This is a genomic window from Cyanobacterium sp. IPPAS B-1200 (genome assembly GCF_001747005.2).
GTDB lineage: Bacteria > Cyanobacteriota > Cyanobacteriia > Cyanobacteriales > Cyanobacteriaceae > Cyanobacterium.
Genome location: NZ_CP182899.1, coordinates 2,940,443 through 2,961,385, shown reverse-complemented (window position 1 = coordinate 2,961,385; position 20,943 = coordinate 2,940,443). Strand labels below are relative to the sequence as shown.

The following is a 20,943-nucleotide window of genomic DNA, read 5'->3' as shown; positions in this document are numbered from 1 at the left end:
AACCCCATTAGATAAAAATTTTTCTTGCCATAAGAGCTTAAATTTTGAGCCCAATCATCGACATGACAGAATAATTCATCTAAATTAGACATAGGACAATATAGTAATTTAAATTTGTTGTTACTTTTAGCTTACTATTTGTCCTTCCCCTTATCCCGAACTCAGGTTAACTATGATTCGTTTAAAATCTTGGCAATGGTTAATTTTAGCTACCCCCGCGGTGATATTGATTTTATTTTTTGTGGTGGCAACGGGGTTACAAATTAATCAGTGGGGAATTAGTTGGATATGGGCAATTTTTGTGGTTTTATTTGTGGCATGGCGTTGGTTGTTAGTTCGATGGACTAAGCCTTTGATGCCTGATGTGGAAGGTGCGATCGCCTCTGCCCAAGAAAAATTAGATAATAGTCCTTCTTTTAGTAATAGTGATCCCGAAATTTACTCTCAGCTAGAGTCAGCCTTAGAAAATATTATCCTAAAAAGCAAGGATGATCCCCCCATGTGGGAAGATTTACAACTATTCTTCCAACGTTGTCAAGATTTAGTACAGGCGATCGCCCTTATCTACTACCCAGAGGAAAAATACCCCCTCCTCAATATCTACATACCCCAAGCCTATACCTTAATTCGGGGTACAGTGGATGATATGGATAAATGGATGAATCAACTATCCCCTGCCCTCAACCAAGTCACCATCGCCCAAGGTTATCAGGGTTATCAAATATACCGTAAACTAGAACCCTCTGCCCGAAAATTGATGAAGGTATGGAGTTGGGCACAATGGGTATTAAATCCTGCGGTAGCCCTTACCAAAGTTGCTAGTAATAGCACCACCCAACAAGCCAACCAAGAATTATTAATTAATCTCAGTCAGATAATAAGGGAAGTTGCCCTCGGAAATCTTGCCCGTCAAACGGCGTTATTATATGGTGGTGATAATCTCTCTCTTGATAAATTTCAACCCCAAGAAAGAAGCCTTCCTGAGAAAAAAACCAAAGCCCTCAAAGAAATTTTAGAAGAGGCTCAAAAACCCGAAGACATTAAACAAAAACCCGTTAATATTCTATTGGTAGGTAGAACAGGAGCAGGAAAAAGTAGTTTAATCAATACCCTATTCAATGCCCAAACTGCAGAAGTTGACCTTTTGCCCAGCACCACGGAAATCAAAAGTTATCAATGGAAAACGAACACAGGGGAAAGGTTAAATCTCCTCGATACCCCTGGCTATGAGCAAATAAATCGCCCTGAATACCTCGAAAAAGTGTTGGATTATTCTCGCCGTGCAGATATTGTTTTGCTTTTAAATCCAGCCCTTGATCCTGCTTTGCAAATGGATCAAGATTTTTTGCTTAAATTACAAGAAGATGGGCAGGATATTCCTATTTTTATCGTGATAACCCAAGTTGATCGACTGCGTCCAGTGCGGGAATGGCAACCTCCCTATGATTGGCAAGGGGGCAATAAACCAAAGGAGATTTCTATTCGGGCGGCGGTGAGTTATCGTCAGGAAAATTTAGGCTCATTTTGTGAGGAGGTTTTACCCATTGTCACCGCTAATTATGGGGAAATTTCCCGAGCGTCCTGGCATGATGATATTTTAGCTATTCATATTCTAAAGGCGATCGCCCCTGCCAAACAAATCAGATTAGCTCGTTTTTTCCGTAACCTAGAAGCCAGAAGCCTAGCCGCAGCCAAAATCATCGATAAATATACCCTCCAAATGGCTACTAGCCAAGGCTTAACTGCCCTGCTCAAAAGCCCTGTATTACAGTTTATCTCTACCCTCACCACAGGCTCCCCTCAACTCGCCTACATCCTAGCCGAAAGAATCCCCGTAGAGCAATTACCTGTAGTAATAGGTAAACTACAACTGGCTTATGACTTATTCAATCTACTCAGTGATGATAATGAAAAAATATCCTTTGATTTACTCTCTCTTTGGACAATTCTTGTAGAAAATAACGGTACCCCTGATCAAGAAGCCTGGGCATTAGGACATGGTTTAGTAGAATTTTGGAGCAAAGATTTGACTTTGAATCAATTTAAACAGCGGTATCAATATTATTTAAAAGCATGGGATAACCAAAGTAAAAATTAATAGATTTGTCTAACCAAAACTTAATTAAAATTTAAACTCTATTCGTATTAAGGCTATTTTATCCTTCTTTCTACGAAATTACCAGGTTTACAGACTAGGAGAAAATAATACTTTCAGCTTATTCCCAACTCAGGCTTATTACTCTCTTATTTGTTTGTCGTTGATAAATTTAGTGATAATTTTTTGTTTAGGTAAAGATAAAGTGCGATCGCACTTTAACAAAAAAACTGCAAGGGAACAAATATCCTCACAGCAATATTTTTTTATTCATAAATACTAAAACAGCGTTTAACAGTAAAACTCACTTTTATCCAAAACAATTTCACCATAACCAGGAACCCAACTTACCCAAATACCAGCTTTTTCTTCACATAATAACAACGCTTCTTGCTGACTATAATCACTGAGGGCTTCATTAAGTTTTACCCATGAATCACGATTATAGGTGATATGACATACTGGACTCCAACAAGGAGTATCCGATTTTACCTTGTCTGTTGTGGTAGCTAATTTAACTAACATCTCTGCACTCCATAAATATAAAGTCTTGTGATTACGAAGTTTCTAGTCTACACTCATCATGCAAAATCAAATAAACTTCTGTATATCAGGATACAAAATATAAAGCAAATTAGAATAAAATGTTATCAAAAATTAATAAATGACATTTGACATTGCTGATTTTAGATATGATTTCTCATTTAAGCAGGGAACAGGGAATAGTGATAATATCTTAATGTCTTAATTTCTAGCATCATTCAATTATGTTTCATACCATGATTAAGCAATGCCTGATGTTTAAATTTTTGGTATTGGTACACACCCCCATGGCAAAGATTTGGATGGGAGAGAGTTTGATTTTAGCAATAATGGTATAACCTAAAGTCGGCGAAAACAAAAAACCCAACAGTAAATGCTGTTGGGCAAAGAAAAGCCGAAAAACTACTCGATAATAGGCTTACTAACTTGCCCACGTCTCTTAATGGGAGGGCGAGGAGTACCATTAGAATGAGACTTAGGAGTAAAATTAGTGTTATTATTAGACTTGCGGCGGGGATTGGATCTAAATCTACCACGTTCTTGATCTTCGTGGACTTCAAGATATAGGGTATCCCCAACCATCTGGGCTGCGGTTTGTAATACAGTGCGAATAGCCTGAATGTTACGTCCCCCTTTGCCATAAACCCTACCTTTTTCCTTTTCTTCTAAGGCTAGACGAATCCAAATTCGTTTGGTACTAGCGATGTATTCACAGTTAAAACTGAGTAATTCGGGAGATTCCAATAATGGCTCAACGAGAAAACGAATTAGCCCATCATAATCAGGGCTAGTAGCATTATCTAAATCAAGATAAGGTTGTTTATTAAGCATTTACCTGTTCAAAAACTTTTGCTTTGTCTAAAATACGACGCACGGTTTCGGTGGGTTGGGCGCCATCTTTTAAACGGGTAACAATAGCAGGGACATCTAATCTGGTTTCATCGGTACGAGGGTTGTAGAATCCTAATTCTTCTAATGCTCTACCGTCACGGCGACTGCGGCTATTGATAGCAACGATACGATAACTAACTTCTCTTTTTTTACCTAATCTTTTTAAGCGTATTTTAATCATAGTAATAATTTTAGTGTACTGTTAATCCTAGTTGATGGGTTAAGATTTAATTGACCTATACCATGATACTAAAATTTGTACTCAATTGCTAATATTGCTTGTCAAAAAAACAATAAAATTGAGCCTCAAAAATTGGTGATTGTTGAGCCTTAATCCTAGAATGATAAAGAAAAAAGCTCCATAATAGCGATTATGGTATTGATGAATTAAGGTTTCTTCCCAAGACTGTCTAAATTATTATCCTCCATAATGTGTGATTTGACCATTTATGAACAATCTTTCTAACATCCATCAAGCGGTAAGACAGCAAAATTTGCCTATGGTTGAAACAATTCTAGCTCAGGATAATAATATTGTTAACAATATTGATGTCAATCATAATACTCCTTTGATTTATGCGGTGCAAGGGGGCAATGGTGCGATCGCACATTTACTAATTGATAAAGGGGCTAATGTCAATTATCAAAATCATCCCCACAAAATGACAGCCCTAATGTTTGCCTGTGCCAAAAACTATTTATCTATTTGTGAATTATTAATCGCATCGGGTGCTGATGTAAACCTAAGTAATGACGATCGCACTCCACCATTAATGATAGTCTGTTACTTAGGACATAGAGATATAGCCGAACTATTATTAAAAAATGGAGCAAGAGTAAACTCCCAAGACATAGATGGAGAAACCCCCCTACAAGTAGCCATCAAAAAAAACCATAGCCCCATCATCGAACTATTAATCAGCCATGGTGCCGACTTATACCAAGACGAAGGAGCATTAAATCTCGCCATCGACTACCATAAACTAGACGTAGTTAAAACCCTCCTAAAACAGTCCATGGACGTAAATAGAGGTAATAAAGACGGCTTTACCCCCCTCATGAATGCTTGCGCCCAAGGAAACATAGAAATTGTTAGAGTATTACTAAACGCAGAAGCCCAAGTAAACCTAAAAGACAGTTATCAAGAAACAGCGCTCCATTTAGCCTGTTTAGAAGGACATTTTCAAATTGTAGAAGCCCTCATCAAAAAAGGGGCAGACGTTAACGCCATCAACGCCGAAAAAGATAGTCCTTTACTCATCGCCTGTTTACATGGGCATAGTGAAATTGTTGCCGAATTACTCAAAAATGGAGCAAATCCCAACTATGTAAATGGCCATGATTATCCCCTAACCCTCGCCATTATTAACAACTGGCAAGAAATAGCCTGTTATTTACTCCAAGCAGGGGCAAATCCTGATGTACGTTTAGCCGATGGAAAAACCGTTTTAATGAAAGTATGTGACCAAAATAATCTCGATATGATTCGCTGTTTATTACACTTTGGTGCCGATGTAAACCTAGAAGACAAAGGGGGCGGCACCGCCTTAATGTGGTCAGCACACCGAGGACATTTAGAAGGGGTTAAACTATTAGTAGAGGTAGAAGGAATTAATACCAGTCATCGCAACCATAACGGTTATACTGCCGCTAGTTTAGCAGAATATAATCAATTTGATTATGTGACAGAATTTTTGGATACGAGGGGAATGAATAATGAAGAATAGTTTTCCCCTTTAAAATTGAACAATGATTATAATCAATAAAATTCTATGACAGAAATTTGGGGAGCAATTATTGTCTTTGTGGTATCCCCCATTATCGGGGCTATTCCTCTGGTGGATTGGTTTACCTATGCCGTATCAGGAAAAGAGTTAAAAAAATTAGGGAATGGCAATATTTCCGTGTCGGCGGCTTTTTATCACGGTGGTAGGGCGGCAGGAATTTTGGCATTTTTATCGGAGGCAGGAAAAGGTGTTGCGGTGGTTTTAATGACTAGGGCATTTTTCCCCCTTGGCTCATCATGGGAGATAATGGCTTTAATTGCCCTTGTAATGGGGCGTTATTGGGTAGGTAAGGGAGCGGGTTTAACCAATGTGACTTGGGGCATCATCGCCCATAATCCCTTGGCAGGATTGTTGATTTTGTTGTTGGGGGGTATTAGTTTCACTATTTTTCGTACCCGTAAAGGGGGCCAAGTTGGCTTTTTGGGTTTAATGGTGGTGGTGTTATCGGTTCAAAATATTAATTCCCCAGAATATATTTTTGTCACCATTGGCTTGGCTGGTTTACTGTGGTGGATTTTTGATCAGATTTCCGATGAGGGGGAGTTTAAATCTAGTCAAGTATTTTCTTTTTTTCGGGGCGATAGTGGGGTAACTTCTCTTTCTCAGAAGCTAAATAATGAAAAGGTAGGGGATAAGGCGGCAAATCTTTCGTTGCTTAAGCAGTGGGGTTATAGTGTGCCTGATGGTTGGGTAATTAAGGCGGGGGATGATTTGGATACTTTTTGTGATTTTGCTAACCCGTCTATACAAAATCCTTTGGTGGTGCGTCCTTCGGTTTTGGATAAGGATTCTTTGACGGTGTCGGCGGCAGGAATCTATGAGAGTTATCTCGATATTACCGATGGGGCTACCCTTAAGCACAGAATCATTGATTGTTTATCATCTTATCACAGTGCGATCGCCCTTAATTATCGCCAAAATAAAGGTACCAAAGAAAAGTCTTTGATGGTAATTGTGCAAAAGCAAATCAGGGGAGAGTTTTCGGGGGTTGCTTTTAGTCGTAATCCTATCAATCAACTTGATGATTGTATCTGCATTGAAGGGGTTGCAGGGGACACCAGTAAAGTGGTATCGGGGCAAGTTTCTCCTGAAAAATATCAAGTTTATCTTGCTGATGATGTGCTAAAAGGGCGGGGGAATATACCGCCATCGGTATTGTTTTCCGTGGCAAAAATTGCGAGAGAAATTGAAAGAACCCATAAAAATATCCCTCAAGATATAGAGTGGAGTTACGATGGACAAACCCTGTGGATTTTACAAAATCGTCCCATAAGTACTCTCTATCCCCTGTGGACAAGGAAAATTGCTCAGGAGATTTTCCCCAAACCTTTACCTCATTTGTCTTGGGGAGTCCATAACATTTTAATCTCTGCTGTTGCTAGGGATATTGTTTCTATTATTTTACAAGATAAAGGGAAGGATTTAGAGTTTAATAAAATAGCGATTTTACACTATAGTTATGGTTATTTTAATGCAACTTTATTAGGGGAAATTTTCCTTTTAATAGGATTACCTCCCGAAAGTTTACAGTATTTAACCGATGGCGAAAAATTTGCTAAACCTTCTCTTTCTTCTATCCTCAAAAACATCCCTACATTATGGCGATTGTTAGTCAAAGAGTGGACTTTATTTAAAGATTTTCAAGTTAAGGGCGATCGCACTTTTAATCCCTTATTAGACGAACTAGAAGAAATAAACCCTAACCAATTAAGTAATCAAGAATTATTACAAAGAATAGACAATATTTTAGAAGGTTTAAAAACTGCTACTTATTTTAAAACGTTAGCTTATTTAAGCTACATTATTCGTCAAACACTTTTCAAGGTCAATGCTCAAGATTTAGACAATCAAAATATAACAGAAATAAGAGCCATTGAAGAACTAAAACAAATTGCGATCGATACCCGCAATCTTTTCTCTGGCATTCAATTACAAGAATTAGAACCCCAAAATTACCCCTCCTTTTTTGCTACCCTTTCAGAATCAAGCGACGGCGAATCAGTCATAAAAAGACTTAATGAATGGCTAGAAAAATATGGTTATTTGAGCGAAATTACAACAGATATATCTGTACCTCGATGGTCAGAAAATCATCGTATTATGAAGATAATGTTTACTAAATTTGTCGCTGATAACTCCATAAAAGCTATAACTAATAATAAGTTAAAAACACAAAATATACAACAAAAAATAGTACAAAAAAGATATGAATTAAAAGGAGAAATAGTAGATATAAATAATAAGTTATTTTCTCATCTTAGATCTACCTTTATCGCTTTAGGAGAAAAACTATCCCAAGACCAGATTTTATTAGATGAAAAAGATATTTTCTTTCTTAAAATCCCCGAAATCAAGCAATTAGTAAACCAAAAAACTGATCACCAACACATTATCAGTATCATCAATAAACGTCAACAAAAATGCCAAGAATACAAAGAAATTAAAAAAATTCCCTACCTGATATATGGCAAAAGTCCTAAAATCAACATTGATAGTAAAATATCTCCCAAAACCACCCAAAATCAACTTCAAGGCATTCCAGCCAGCATGGGCATCATAGAAGGAAAAATCAAAATTATTCGTACCTTAACCCAAAATATCAACATTGACAAAGAGACTATCATCATAGTCCCTTATATTGATGCCAGTTGGTCATTAATTCTTGCCCAAGCAGGGGGCATTATCACCGAAATTGGAGGACAACTATCCCACGGGGCAATTATAGCTAGAGAATACAGTATCCCCGCAGTGATGAATATTCCCCAAGCCTCCAGAATTTTACGCAACAATCAAAAAGTGCGCCTTGACGGACAAAAAGGTATTGTGGAAATCTTGTAAAAAATAAAACCCATAAAAAAGCCCCTCCCCATAGGCTAGGAGAGGAGTTAGCATTAGAAAATAATTAAGCTACAGGTTGCTTTTTAGCTTCCTCTTCTTGGGCGAGGAATTTTTCTAACTCAGTGAGAGCATCCGCATCAACCTTGGTTTGCATAGGACAGAATTTAGGACCACACATAGAGCAGAATTCCGCAGTTTTGTAAATATCTGCAGGTAAAGTCTCATCGTGATATTCTTTTGCTCTTTCAGGATCTAAAGATAACTCAAACTGACGATTCCAGTCAAAGTTATAACGAGCCTTAGAAAGTTCATCATCTCTATCACGGGCGCCAGGGCGATGGCGGGCAATATCTGCCGCATGGGCTGCAATCTTGTAAGCAATAAGGCCGTTACGTACATCTTCCGCATCAGGCAAGCCTAAATGCTCTTTGGGGGTAACATAACATAGCATAGCAGTACCATACCATCCTGCCATGGCAGCACCGATCGCACTGGTGATATGATCATAACCTGGGGCAATGTCAGTAACTAGAGGCCCTAAAACATAGAAAGGAGCTTCAGAACACTCTTCCATCTGTTTTTTGACATTAAACTCAATTTGGTCCATGGGTACGTGTCCGGGCCCTTCTACCATCACCTGTAAATCATGTTCCCATGCACGGCGGGTAAGTTGTCCGAGGGTTTTTAACTCAGCCAATTGAGCCTCATCGGAAGCATCATGGGTACAACCAGGGCGCAAAGAATCCCCTAAACTGAAAGATACATCATACTTTTTGAAGATTTCGATAATATCGTCAAAATGAGTATAAAGAGGATTTTGTTTATGGTGATGCAACATCCAACGGGCGATAATACCGCCACCACGGGAAACAATACCAGTAATACGATTACGTACTAGGGGTAAATGTTCAATTAAAATACCAGCGTGGATAGTCATATAATCAACACCCTGTTGGGCGTGTTTTTCGATGATATGTAAGAAATCCTGTGCGGTTAAATCCTCGATATTACCATGGACACTTTCTAGCGCTTGGTAAATAGGTACAGTACCGATGGGAATAGGAGAAGCGTTGATAATAGCAGTACGAATTTCGTCTAAATTACCGCCCCCAGTGGACAAGTCCATGAGGGTATCTGCTCCATATTTCACCGCTAGGTGAAGTTTATCTACTTCCTCATCAATATTAGAACTATTAGGAGAAGCTCCAATATTGGCGTTTACCTTACACCTAGAAGCAATCCCAATGGCCATAGGCTCAAGGTTAGGGTGATTGATGTTTGCGGGAATAATCATTCTGCCCCTTGCCACTTCATCTCGTATTAACTCAGGGGGTAAATTTTCCCGCTTTGCTACGTAGTGCATTTCTTCTGTTATCACACCTTGACGGGCATAGTGCATCTGAGACACGTTAGCCTGTCCCCGTCTTTTCGCAATCCATTCTGTTCGCATATTTTGATCCTCTATAAACAGCTTTCCTACGCTGGTATTACCCAGTCTCAGGTTCTAAGGGTTTTTCTCAGCCTAATTATTTAGACACCCCTAGCTATGGTTAGATCTTACCATTTATTTTTGTTTAAGGAAACGGAAAAGCTATGGAGAATTGATAACAAAAAAAATCCCCTCCGTCAGAAGGAGAGGATAAAAATTATTTACGGATAAATTATTAATCAATGGTTGGGGCCTGAAGGGCTACAAATTGATTTTCGGTTTTATCAGCAATTTTGGTTTCTACCAAGCTAGGTACGGAGTTTCTAAGTAATGCCGTAAGTTGGTTAGTGGTGCTGTCATAAATTTGGGTGACAATCTTGGGATATAAACCAATACCGATGATAGGAATGAGTAAACAAGTGATAATAAATACCTCTCTGGGTTCGGCATCAATTAATTTGCTGTGGGATACCAATTCTTTGTTCTCTGGCCCATACATCAATTCTCTGAGCATAGAAAGGAGGTAAATGGGGGTTAAAATGACTCCGACGGCAGCGAGGGATACCATAATAACTTTGAAGGTTGTACCGTAGGCATCGCTAGTGGCAAGTCCGATAAAGATCATTAATTCCGCCACAAAACCGCTCATTCCTGGCAGGGCAAGGGATGCCATCGAACAGGTTGTCCACATGGCAAAGATTTTTTTCATGCTTTTACCAACTCCCCCCATTTCATCTAACATGAGGGTATGGGTGCGATCGTAGGTAGCACCAACCATGAAGAATAGACTCGCCCCGATTAAACCATGGGAAATCATCTGTAACATGGCACCACTCATACCAATTTCGGTAAAGGAGGCGATACCAATTAAGACAAAACCCATATGAGAAATAGACGAATAGGCAATCTTTCGTTTCAGGTTACGTTGGGCAAAGGAGGTAAAAGCAGCGTAGATGATGTTTACAACCCCCAAAATAATCAGTATAGGGGCAAAAACTGCATGGGCATCGGGTAGCATTCCCGCATTCATACGGATGAGGGCGTAACCACCCATCTTGAGCAAAATCCCTGCGAGGAGCATGTGGGCGGGGGCAGTGGCTTCTCCGTGGGCATCGGGTAGCCATGTGTGGAGGGGGAAAATGGGTAGTTTGACACCGTAGGCAATCAAGAAACCACCGTATAGTAATAGTTGGAGGTTTAAGCCGTAGTCCTTCTGGGCGATCGCACTCATGTCGAAGGTCACGGTATCCCCGTAAAAAGCCATAGTTAAAGCCCCTACAAGAATAAATAACGAGCCTCCAGCGGTATAAAGGATAAATTTGGTGGCTGCATAAAGTCGTCTCTTACCGCCCCATATAGACAGGATGAGGTAAACAGGCACTAATTCTAATTCCCACACAAGGAAGAAAAGTAACATATCCTGCACAGCAAAAACGGCGATTTGTCCCCCATACATTGCCAACATCAGGAAGTAAAACAACCTAGGTTTGAGGGTTACAGGCCATGCCGCCATAATGGCGAGGGTAGTGATAAAGCCCGTTAACAAAATAAGGGGCATCGATAAACCATCTACACCCACCGACCATTTCAAGTCAATGTCTGGTATCCATGTATAGCTTTCTACCATCTGTAGATCGGGGTTATTTAAGTCATAACCTTGGTAGAAGGCATAAACGATTAAAACGAAGTCTATTAAGCCCACAGTGAGGGCAAACCATCTGATGGTTTTACCGTCTTTGTCTGGTATGACAAAAACGAGAAGAGAGGCAACAATCGGTAAAATAATGATTGTCGTTAGCCAAGGAAAGTTTGTTAAATCCATTTGTAACTTGAGAAATATTTATACTTGTTATCTAAACTGGTTATATACATAAGTTCTAACAACAATCTAACAACTATTTTCGGAGATCTAACATTTCGTAATGTAAATTTTTGTTTTTCATCAACATGGCAATGGGGAATGGGCAATGATGATAATATTTAAAATATTGAATGTTTATCGTAATGTAACAGTATTTCAAACCATCATTAAGCAACACCAAACCTCTAATACCAAACCCCTATGATTAATCAATGGAACATTGCCCCCATCTACGATATTCCTAAATGGTTTCAAGATATTGTTCAGGAATACACCAAGAATATTCCTACAAAGGGAGATTTTGTGTCTCAACTTCTATGGCATCGGGGCATAAGGGAAGAAAAGGAATTACAAACTTTTTTAGATAGTCGTAACTATAAACCCACATCACCTTTTGATTTTGGACAGGAGATGAAAAGGGCGGTAATTCGTCTTAATCAAGCACGGGAGGAGAGGGAAAAAATCTGTATCTGGGGTGATTTTGATGCGGATGGCATTACTTCGACTTCGGTATTGTGGGAAGGGTTAGGACAGTTTTTTGCTCAGGATTTACAGCTAAGTTACCATATCCCCAATCGTCTCAAGGAATCCCACGGGTTAAATTGTGAGGGTATTGATACATTAGCCCAAGAGGGTGTAACTTTAATTGTCACCTGCGACACGGGTAGCACTAATTTAAAAGAAATCGACTACGCCAATGAATTGGGCATAGATATAATCGTTACTGATCATCATACCTTACCAGACGATCGCCCTCAGGTGGTATCCATTATCAATCCTCGTTATTTTAAAAATACTCATCCCCTTTATCATCTGTCGGGGGTAGCGGTGGCTTACAAGCTAGTAGAAGCTTTGTATGAGGCTTTTCCTGACATTCCCATCCAACCCGTAGAAGATTTACTAGATTTGGTTGCCATTGGCTTAATTGCTGACTTGGTGGAGTTGAAGGGAGATTGTCGTTATCTTGCCCAAGAAGGGATCAAGAAATTACAAAATACTAACCGTTGTGGGGTTAAACAATTACTACAATTATGTAAAGGTAATGGCGATCGCCCCATGGACATTTCTTTCGGTATTGCACCCCGTATCAACGCTGTGAGTCGCATCCACGGAGACGCTAGTTTTTGCGTCAAATTACTAACAACTAAAAATCTCAAGGAAGCCATCACCCTCGCCAACCAAACAGAAGAAGCCAACCTCAACCGCAAAGAATTACAACAAACCGTATTAAAACAAGCCCATAAAAAAGTAGCTGATTTAGACTTATCCACCACCGCCGTCATTGTTTTGGAAGATAATCAGTGGGAAACGGGGGTTTTAGGATTGGTTGCCAGCGCCATTAGTCAGGAATATGGGCGCCCCAGCATTCTCCTTAGCACCATGAAAACCAGTGACTCTAACAATTTAGCACGGGGTTCGGCTCGTTCGGTCAGTGGCATCAATTTATATGATTTAATTTTCTCCCAAAAGCATCTTTTATCAGGTTTTGGGGGGCATCCCTTCGCCGCTGGTATGGCTTTACCCATAGAAAATGTACCTCTATTTCGAGACGGTATCAATCAAAAATTAAAGCAAAAGTTAGATATAACCAAATTACAGCCCATTATTGATATAGATTTGACCGTTACAGTTTCTCAATTAACCCAAGAGTTATTTAAGGAATTAAAATTAATTGAGCCTTGTGGCATGGGTAATTCTGCCCCTAAATATTTAGTTAAAAATTGTTGGTTTACTGATGTACGTAATAAAAATATTTCTTCTAAAAAGAAGAATAAAACTATTAAATATTTAGTAACTTCTTTTAAACTTTGTGATAGCAGTAAACCCGATGGAATTTTTGGCAGTTGGTGGGGACACAGTAGCAGTGAAATTCTTTCAAATCAGAATTATGATGTGGTAATTGAATTTGATTATAATAAATTTAATAAGCAATATGAACCCAGAATAGTTGACATAAAAACTAGTGATTCACAATTAAATTTAAACGTTAGTGAGTCTCCTACTGTTAAAAATAATATTGTTTTAAAAGCTAATAATAATAATTCAGAAACATTATTTAATAAAGATTTTCATAAACAGAAGTGGATAAACTTTTTAGGAATAGTAAAATATTTAATTAATCATCAACAATCTATTGACATAAAAATATTTCAAGAAAAAGTCGTAATGGGTGATCGCACCTTAGAATATAGCTTAAAAACCATTGAAAACTTGGGCTTTATTCACACCATCGAAAATAATAATATTTATTTTTCAAGCAGAAAAACAACCATAAACGAAAAAGAATACTTAAAAAATCTTCAAAAAACCATCGCCATAATAAAAGAAGAATATCTACAAACCCTATTCCTAAACAAATAAAAAAATCCCCCTTAAAAAAAGAGAGATTTTGATGAACTATTTGAAGTATTTATTATGCCTTAGTGGGCAGTGTCGTAGGAGCTAACTTAATATTTTTAGCTAGTCCAAACAAAGATAAAAGTTTAATGGTCATCCAAGTTAAATCCACTTCCCACCACTGTAAACCGTGACGAGCAGAGTATTGATAAGCATGGTGATTATTGTGCCAACCTTCTCCAAAAGTTAAGACAGCAACCCACCAACAATTGCGAGAATGATCATTAGAATCATGGCTCACATAGCCAAACTTATGGGTAGCACTGTTTACAAACCAAGTTACGTGGAATACCACCACTAGGCGTAAGAAGATACCCCAAACCACGAAAGACCATCCACCCCACCAGAATAGTAATAATCCTAGGGCAACCTGAACAGGAATAAAATATTTATCGCACCACTGATAAAAAGGATCATTTTGAATATCCTTAGTATATCTAGGTACAAGTTTATTAGCAGGGTTTTTAATAAACATCCAACCCATGTGACTCCACCAGAAACCCTTATTAGAATCATGGGGATCACCCTCATGGTCAGAAAATTTGTGGTGAACTCGGTGTAAACCTACCCACTGAATAGGACCACCCTGACAAGACAAACAGCCACATAATACGATGATGTATTCTAGCCATTTAGGGGTTTCAAAGCTACGGTGAGATACCAAACGATGAAATCCGAGGGTAATACCAATACAGGCAGTTAACCAATAAAGTACGAAAAAAATGCCCACTGCGCCCCAGCTAAAATTGCTAGGTAAAAAGGCAAAAAGGGCTGCTAAATGAATAGTAGCCATGTATATAATTATATTCCACGCTAGTGGCGCTTTTTCTGAAGTTGAAACTGTCATTTTTATGTTAGAACTCGACTATTCTTTACTTATTTTATTTTCATATCTTGTCAATGGAAGAAGTTTTCAAAATTTTAATCTTAAACTTTCGTTCAAACTCATCGGACAAGTACAAAACAGGTATTTGTATTGGTATATAACTACCAATTTTCCCAGTTTGTTATTTTGACATGGATGTCAGTGTTAATAAATTATATATCATCCACTGATAGTATCAAATTATAATTTACAATGGCATATTAGTATTATCCTTCTATTTCTATGGAGTAAGTTCGACTTAGTATAAGTTATGAATTACTCGTTTAAAAATTTATTTAATATCTTTTCAAAATGAACCAAATTTTTCAGGCTTCTTCTCCAAGACAAATCAAAGAAATATTAGACTTTTGTAATGTTAATTCTATAAAAATAATAGAATGGGATCAAAATCCAAAATGGCAAAATAAAATTAAAATGGCTGGGTTGGCGGATTGTATTCCTCGTTACTTAGTTTTTCCAAATACCATCGCCATGCTATCACAATTAGTAAGTTTTGCCTATAGAAATCATTGGCGAGTTATCCCTACTGGTGAAGCCACGAAGTTGTCTTGGGGGGGAGTGCGGCAACCAGTTAATCTCTTAATTAGCATGGCTAACCTGAATCAAGTGGTAGAACATGGAGAGGAAGATTTGGTTATTACCGTTCAAGCAGGGATGAAAATTAAAGATTTAAATAACTTTTTAGCCTCTAAGGGTCAGTTTTTGCCCATTGACTCATTTTTTGAGGATCAAGCAACGGTGGGGGGGGTGGTAGCCACAGGGAATAATCTTTCTTGGCGCCAACGGTATGGGGGCGTGAGGGATTTAATTTTGGGTTTATCTTTTGTCCGTGCCGATGGCGAAGTGGTTAAGGCTGGGGGCAAGGTAGTAAAAAACGTGGCGGGGTATGATTTGATGAAACTGTTTACAGGATCCTATGGTAGTTTAGGAATTATTACTCAGGTTACTTTTCGTCTTTATCCCCTTGTTGCCCATTCTAGTTCTATTTTTGTAGGGGGGGAAAAGGAAGGGTTAAAAATATTAAGGGATACGGTGACTAAATCAGGATTAACTCCCACCATGGCAGATTTTGTCTCTCATTCTTGCTCGAAGGTTTTGGGTAGTGATGATGGTTTTGGTTTGGCAATGCGCTTTGAGAGCATTAAGCCTAGTGTAGAGCAACAAATTGAGCAGGTACAAAGTTGGGCAAAGAATTTGGGCTTATCTTCTCTGGTTTTTTCTGACTCCCAAGAGCTTGATTTTTGGAAGGATATTAAAATAACTGATGCTCCTATTCTTTGTAAGGTAGGAATTTTGGGTAATAGGATTGTAGATTTTTTGGCAACTTTCGAGAGTCAGGGGTTTATTAATATTAGTAGCGGAGTTGGCTTTGTTTTCCTTGAACAAAATACCCGAAGCCATCAGGTTAGGGCGATGCGTCAATTTTGTGAAGACAATGGCGGTTATTTATCTATAATACAAGCGCCCCTAGAACTAAAAAAACAAATCGAACCTTGGGGATATGTGGGCAATGGTTTAACTATGATGAAAAAAATTAAGGAAAAATTTGACCCCCAAGAAGTTTTTAGTAATCCTCTTTTTTAGGGTTTTTGTGCGATCGCAAAGTGGTAAATTTCACCTAATAGCCCTTTTTTTTCTTGACAATCGCCCTTAAATTCTCCTCTTATTAAGGGGGGTTAGGGTTGAGGGAAAATCAACGCTTTATTCCCCCCTTATCACAAGGGGGATGAGGGAAAATCAAACCCTATTTACTACAATTCTCAGTTATCTGTGCCTTCTGTTTTGGTTCAATGTAAAGATTTTCCAAAACTACTCCAGCCGCCGCAATCCAAGGAGGTACAATCAACGCCCCGATAATGCCCAACACCTGCACCCCTCCCAACACCGCAAGGAGTTGATATAAAGGCTCAACCTTAACACTAGAGCCAACCAAGAGAGGATCTAGTACATAGGTTTCTAAGTTTTGGATAACAAGGAATAGAAGTAACACCCACAAAAATACCCATCCCCCCTGAGCAACAGCTACAATAAGGGCGGGAATAGAACCTAAAACGGGTCCAAAAAATGGTATCAGGTTAGTAAACCCTGCAATTACCCCTAAACCGAGGGCAAATTCATTAATACCTAAAACCTTTAAACCGATGGTAATGGTTACACCCAACACAAGGGAGACTAAGATTCTACCTTGAATATATTTACCCATTCTTTCGGTGACAGGATCAAATTGAGCTTGAATTTTTTTATCCCATGGCTCAGGAAATATTCTCACAAATCCTTTTATTAGTTTATCAGAACCCGCAAGGAGATATGCTGATAATAAAATAGAAAGGATCAGATTAAGTGTTCCCCCTACGATACCTCTAGTGACCCCTAATGAGCTTAGAAGCAACTTTTGGCTCGATCTGACCCCCCAAGAGATTAGGGCTTGTAAATCAAGAAGTTGGTCAATTAATTCCAATGCTCTAGGTTCAGTAATACCAAAGCGCATGACTAAACTTTCGGCAGTGTTACTAAGAATATCTAGGTACAAAGGAAACTTTTGTATTAGTCTTTGTAGTTGAGTAAATACCGTGGGGCCAATTACCAATCCCCCTCCTACAAGGATACCAATAATGATGAGGTAGGCAAGGACAACCCCTAACCAACGGGGGACAAATTTTTCAGCGGAGTCAACAATGGGGGCAAGGGTGGCGGCTAATACTGCCGCTATCATCAGGGTGACAAGAAGCCCCCGTAGATGCCAAAGTAGAATTAAGCATAAAATTACTGAGATTAATATTGCAAGACTACTGAGGGATATTTTTAGTCTTGATTCGTTCATAAACTTATGGATGTGATTATTTTATGGCTAGTATTATCTGTTTAATTCTACGTTGTTTTTTTGTTTTAATCACCCTTCTGGGCTTTCTTCTTTGATGGCATTTTTGGCAGAAAATCCCCAAGTAAAAATACTAATAATAGTTATTATCATTACCCATTCTGGGGGTACTAAACTAGGCTCAATTACTTTGACGATTAATCTCAATCCCACTAAACCTACGGTAATAAATCCTGCGTCTTCTAGGTGGGTATATTCTTCTATCCAACGGATAAATAGTTGCGCTAAAAACCGTAGGGCAATAACTCCAATGGTACCCCCTGCGATGATTAACCATATCTCATCGGCGACGGCAATGGCGGTGGTTACACTATCTAGGGAAAAGGCTAAGTCGGTAACGGCTATCATGGGAATGGCTTGCCAAAGTCCTTTAAAGTTTAGATTCGATACTCCTTCCGAGTCGTCACTTTTGTTGGTGTAGTAGCGAAAAACGAGCCATAATAAATATAGTCCCCCTGCTACGGAAAACTGCCAATATTTAATTACCCATGTGGCGGTGATAATGAGGGTGATACGTAATATATACGCTAAAACTAAGCCCACGTTAAGGGCGTACTGTTGTTCTTTTTCGGTTTCTAACCCTTGGGCAATAGATGCAAGGGCGATGGCGTTGTCGGCGGATAAAACCGCTTCTAGCGCTACTAATATCACTAAAATGAATACGGTTTCAATACCAAAATCAATGGACGGATGTAAAACTTGGTCTAACATTAAGTATTTTGCCTATGGTTAACAGATTAATGACTAATATATCTTGAGTTTAAGGGATGATTTCAACTTTCCCCATAATTATTAATAACTGTAGTTTAGACTAAATGGAAAGTGGAGCAAGGAAGGACAAGACATAAAAGAAAAATAGAGAGAAAATATAAATAAGCAAAAATAAAATCTTCTCTCTATGAACAAATATAGCAGACTGGAAAATTTCCGTCATGACACCTATGAAATGTTAGTCAAAGGTAAAGATGCCACTTTTCAATTGATGGATAGTGTTATGACCACGGAAAATGCTCGTAGTTTGGCAGATTTTTCTTTATCACCTTTTTTCCATCGGCAATGGTGTAGTACCTATGAAGCCATAAAAGATTGTCGTCCGAACAGCAACAAATTGATGAAACGATATATTCAAGAAATAGACACCTTAGAATATACATTACTAGGTATAGATCATACTCAGTGGAAGTTTGAAGATAGTCCCACCATGAAAGATAGAGGTTATCAATATTCTTCGTCATCCATCAATTCATCGGTCATAGGACAAGGATATAGCACCATCGCTTGGTTACCACCATTGAATGAGAAAGGAAGTTGGGCATTACCTTTAAGACATGAAAGAATCACATCCTTTGAAAATCCTCTGGGTAAAGCAACATGGCAACTAAGGCAAGTGTGTAGAAAATTGCCAGAAAATAAACCGAAATTGGTGGTGTTGGATTGTGAGTATGGCAATGGCAAATTTATTAAGCAAACCGCAGATATTGAAATCAGTAAGTTGATTAGAGTACGTTCTAATCTATGTCTTTATGGTAATCCTCCAGCCTATAGCGGTAGAGGCAGACCGAAAAAACATGGGGCAAAGTTGAAATTAAATCAATGTGACCATTTTCCCCATGCCCATGAAATATTAGAAATGGAAGACTCATCCCTAGGAACAATACGGATGAGTAAATGGAAAGAACTTCATTTCTACAATGCCCCTTCACAAAAGCTAACCCTGTTTAAAATTGAACGATTGAAGCAGAAAAAAACTGGTGCTTTACATCGCCCACTGTGGTTAATCTGGGTGGGAGAGCAATTTTTATCTTCTTCCAATATTTGGATTCAATACAGCCGACGATTTGGTGTGGACCACTGGTATCGTTTCGCCAAGCAAAGATTACATTGGACGTTACCCCATTTTCGCACCCCTGAGAGTTGTCAAAGGTGGAGCAATTTAATTGTCAATATTACTTGGCAGTTATGGTTATCCAAGGATTTAGTCAAAGAATATCATCTGCCATGGCAAAAACCTCAACAGAATTTAACCCCCGGAAGAGTGGCTCTGTCTATGACTTCATTATTGATGGACATTGGAAGTCCTACCCTTTCTCCTAAAAGTCGGGGAAAATCCCATGGCTGGCCTAAAGGTCGAAAAAGAAACAAAGCTAAAGTTTATCCTACGGTTAAAAAGCGTTTATCTAAGACTAAAAAAAGACCAAAAAAATAACTTTTAAGCCATTATTAAATTCATTTATAGCGTTTTTGAGCTAATCTTTGTTAGCTTACTTATTCTCTTACAATTTTTTCTTAGTCTAAACTACAGTAATAATTAACTTGATTTCGGAATAAAATTTATAGTCTTGTGAAGGTGTCAGGTATCGGGTATCAGGGAGGCAAGGGGTTTAAACCCCTTGTTGAATAGTTTGAATACGTTATTCATCGGTAGTTGTGACAACGACTTTGGGTTGAATGATTAATCCTTCTTGCCCTTGTTTAATTTCGCTAATACCCATAAATTGTTGTTGGTTATTATAAGTACGATAAAAGTTATTATTATCTTCTCCTTGATAGCTTAATTTTTGTCCTTGTTGCCATCTCCAACTTTCTTGATCATTTAGGTTTATGATGGGTAAATTTTGTAGGAGTAAATCGGGGGGAATTAAGGTTAGTTGATTATTATTTTTTTGCTCCTCTAATAACTCTAAATTAATACTATTTTTTATCTCTAAGTTACAACTTAATGTCCTTTCTAATTTGGCTAAAGTTGCCCCTGTACTTACTTTTTGCCCAAGGTCACGGGCGATCGCCCTTATATAAGTACCAGCCCCGCAGATGATGTATAAATCTAATTCTGGATAATCCCCTGACTGCCAACTAAGAATTTTTATATCAAATATTTCTACTTTTCTACTAGGAATATCAACCTCTTTCCCTTGCCTTGCCAATTCATATAACTTCTTACCATTTTGCTTAATGGCACTATAAATGGGCGGTATTTGTTCTATATTGCCGATAAAATTAGGAATAAAATTAGAAATTATTTCTACACTTAAATCAGGACATTTTTCTTGGGTAATTATCTCTCCTTCTAAATCGTCGGTGGTGGTAGTTAACCCAAATCTAACCTTTGCCCGATATGCCTTTTTGGTAGGTAAAAACTGTAATAAACGAGTTGCCCTACCTACTGCAATGGGTAGAACCCCCGTAGCGAGGGGATCTAATGTACCACCATGACCTACTTTTTTTGTGTTTAATATCCTTCTCACCCTAGCAACACAATCATGGGACGAAAACCCCTTGGGCTTGTGGAGGTTAATAAATCCCATTATTGTCATCACTAATTATCCCTACAATTTTTT

Annotated in this window: 15 protein-coding genes and 1 riboswitch; of the genes, 6 read left to right on the top strand and 9 right to left on the bottom strand. The window is 38.5% G+C overall.

All coding sequences use genetic code 11. The features are described from left to right. Positions 1-172: 172 nt before the first annotated feature. Entirely contained in the window at positions 173-2,098 is a 1,926-nt protein-coding gene (locus A5482_RS13765; RefSeq protein ID WP_069790860.1) for a GTPase family protein, read from the top strand. Between the two features lie 288 nt (positions 2,099-2,386). Here the strand turns inward: A5482_RS13765 and A5482_RS13760 are convergent, their stop codons facing one another. From A5482_RS13760 to rpsP, 3 genes are all read right to left on the bottom strand, one after another. Next, positions 2,387-2,620 carry a hypothetical protein gene (locus A5482_RS13760; RefSeq protein ID WP_069790861.1) on the bottom strand — a complete coding sequence of 78 codons (234 nt, stop codon included), beginning with the start codon at positions 2,618-2,620 and terminating at the stop codon, positions 2,387-2,389. Between the two features lie 420 nt (positions 2,621-3,040). Beyond that, positions 3,041-3,469, bottom strand: coding sequence for a KH domain-containing protein (locus A5482_RS13755; protein WP_069790862.1), 429 nt, complete (start codon positions 3,467-3,469; stop codon positions 3,041-3,043). Beyond that, positions 3,462-3,710 carry a 30S ribosomal protein S16 gene (gene rpsP / locus A5482_RS13750; RefSeq protein ID WP_069790863.1) on the bottom strand — a complete coding sequence of 83 codons (249 nt, stop codon included), beginning with the start codon at positions 3,708-3,710 and terminating at the stop codon, positions 3,462-3,464. The genes A5482_RS13755 and rpsP overlap by 8 nt, the downstream gene beginning before the upstream one ends. Positions 3,711-3,978: 268 nt before the next feature. On the opposite strand from rpsP, the gene A5482_RS13745 reads away from it, so the two are divergent. Next, the gene (locus A5482_RS13745) at positions 3,979-5,256 is read left to right on the top strand and encodes an ankyrin repeat domain-containing protein (RefSeq protein ID WP_069790864.1); all 1,278 of its coding nucleotides are present in this window, start codon (positions 3,979-3,981) and stop codon (positions 5,254-5,256) included. Positions 5,257-5,301: 45 nt separating this feature from the next. Then, positions 5,302-8,154 carry a glycerol-3-phosphate acyltransferase gene (locus tag A5482_RS13740; RefSeq protein ID WP_069790865.1) on the top strand — a complete coding sequence of 951 codons (2,853 nt, stop codon included), beginning with the start codon at positions 5,302-5,304 and terminating at the stop codon, positions 8,152-8,154. A gap of 64 nt (positions 8,155-8,218) precedes the next feature. On the opposite strand, the gene thiC is transcribed toward A5482_RS13740, so the two are convergent. Both thiC and A5482_RS13730 read right to left on the bottom strand, forming a co-directional pair. Continuing rightward, positions 8,219-9,604, bottom strand: coding sequence for a phosphomethylpyrimidine synthase (gene thiC, locus A5482_RS13735; RefSeq protein ID WP_069790866.1), 1,386 nt, complete (start codon positions 9,602-9,604; stop codon positions 8,219-8,221). Between the two features lie 6 nt (positions 9,605-9,610). Beyond that, positions 9,611-9,706: riboswitch (TPP riboswitch) on the bottom strand. 112 nt (positions 9,707-9,818) lie between these two features. Beyond that, entirely contained in the window at positions 9,819-11,405 is a 1,587-nt protein-coding gene (locus A5482_RS13730) for an NAD(P)H-quinone oxidoreductase subunit 4 (RefSeq protein WP_446684778.1), read from the bottom strand. 240 nt (positions 11,406-11,645) lie between these two features. Here A5482_RS13730 and recJ point away from each other — a divergent pair, with 240 nt between their 5' ends. Then, positions 11,646-13,805, top strand: a complete 2,160-nt coding sequence (recJ, locus tag A5482_RS13725) for a single-stranded-DNA-specific exonuclease RecJ (protein WP_069790867.1) — start codon at positions 11,646-11,648, stop codon at positions 13,803-13,805. Between the two features lie 52 nt (positions 13,806-13,857). Here recJ and A5482_RS13720 read toward each other — a convergent pair whose 3' ends face one another. After that, the gene (locus A5482_RS13720; RefSeq protein WP_446684777.1) at positions 13,858-14,688 is read right to left on the bottom strand and encodes an acyl-CoA desaturase; all 831 of its coding nucleotides are present in this window, start codon (positions 14,686-14,688) and stop codon (positions 13,858-13,860) included. Between the two features lie 330 nt (positions 14,689-15,018). Here A5482_RS13720 and A5482_RS13715 point away from each other — a divergent pair, with 330 nt between their 5' ends. Then, positions 15,019-16,311, top strand: a complete 1,293-nt coding sequence (locus tag A5482_RS13715) for an FAD-binding oxidoreductase (RefSeq protein WP_069790868.1) — start codon at positions 15,019-15,021, stop codon at positions 16,309-16,311. A 160-nt stretch (positions 16,312-16,471) separates the two neighbouring features. On the opposite strand, the gene A5482_RS13710 is transcribed toward A5482_RS13715, so the two are convergent. Beyond that, positions 16,472-17,548 (bottom strand): AI-2E family transporter, encoded by a 1,077-nt coding sequence (locus A5482_RS13710; RefSeq protein WP_069790869.1) that lies wholly within the window; start codon positions 17,546-17,548, stop codon positions 16,472-16,474. A gap of 69 nt (positions 17,549-17,617) precedes the next feature. After that, positions 17,618-18,316, bottom strand: a complete 699-nt coding sequence (locus tag A5482_RS13705) for a TerC family protein (protein WP_069790870.1) — start codon at positions 18,314-18,316, stop codon at positions 17,618-17,620. 187 nt (positions 18,317-18,503) lie between these two features. On the opposite strand from A5482_RS13705, the gene A5482_RS13700 reads away from it, so the two are divergent. Beyond that, a complete protein-coding gene (locus A5482_RS13700) occupies positions 18,504-19,811 on the top strand; it encodes an NF041680 family putative transposase (protein ID WP_446684748.1) in 1,308 nt (435 codons plus the stop codon). 205 nt (positions 19,812-20,016) lie between these two features. Here the strand turns inward: A5482_RS13700 and truB are convergent, their stop codons facing one another. After that, complete coding sequence (gene truB / locus A5482_RS13695; RefSeq protein WP_069790514.1) at positions 20,017-20,913, bottom strand: tRNA pseudouridine(55) synthase TruB; 897 nt, start codon at positions 20,911-20,913, stop codon at positions 20,017-20,019. Between the last annotated feature and the right edge of the window lie 30 nt (positions 20,914-20,943).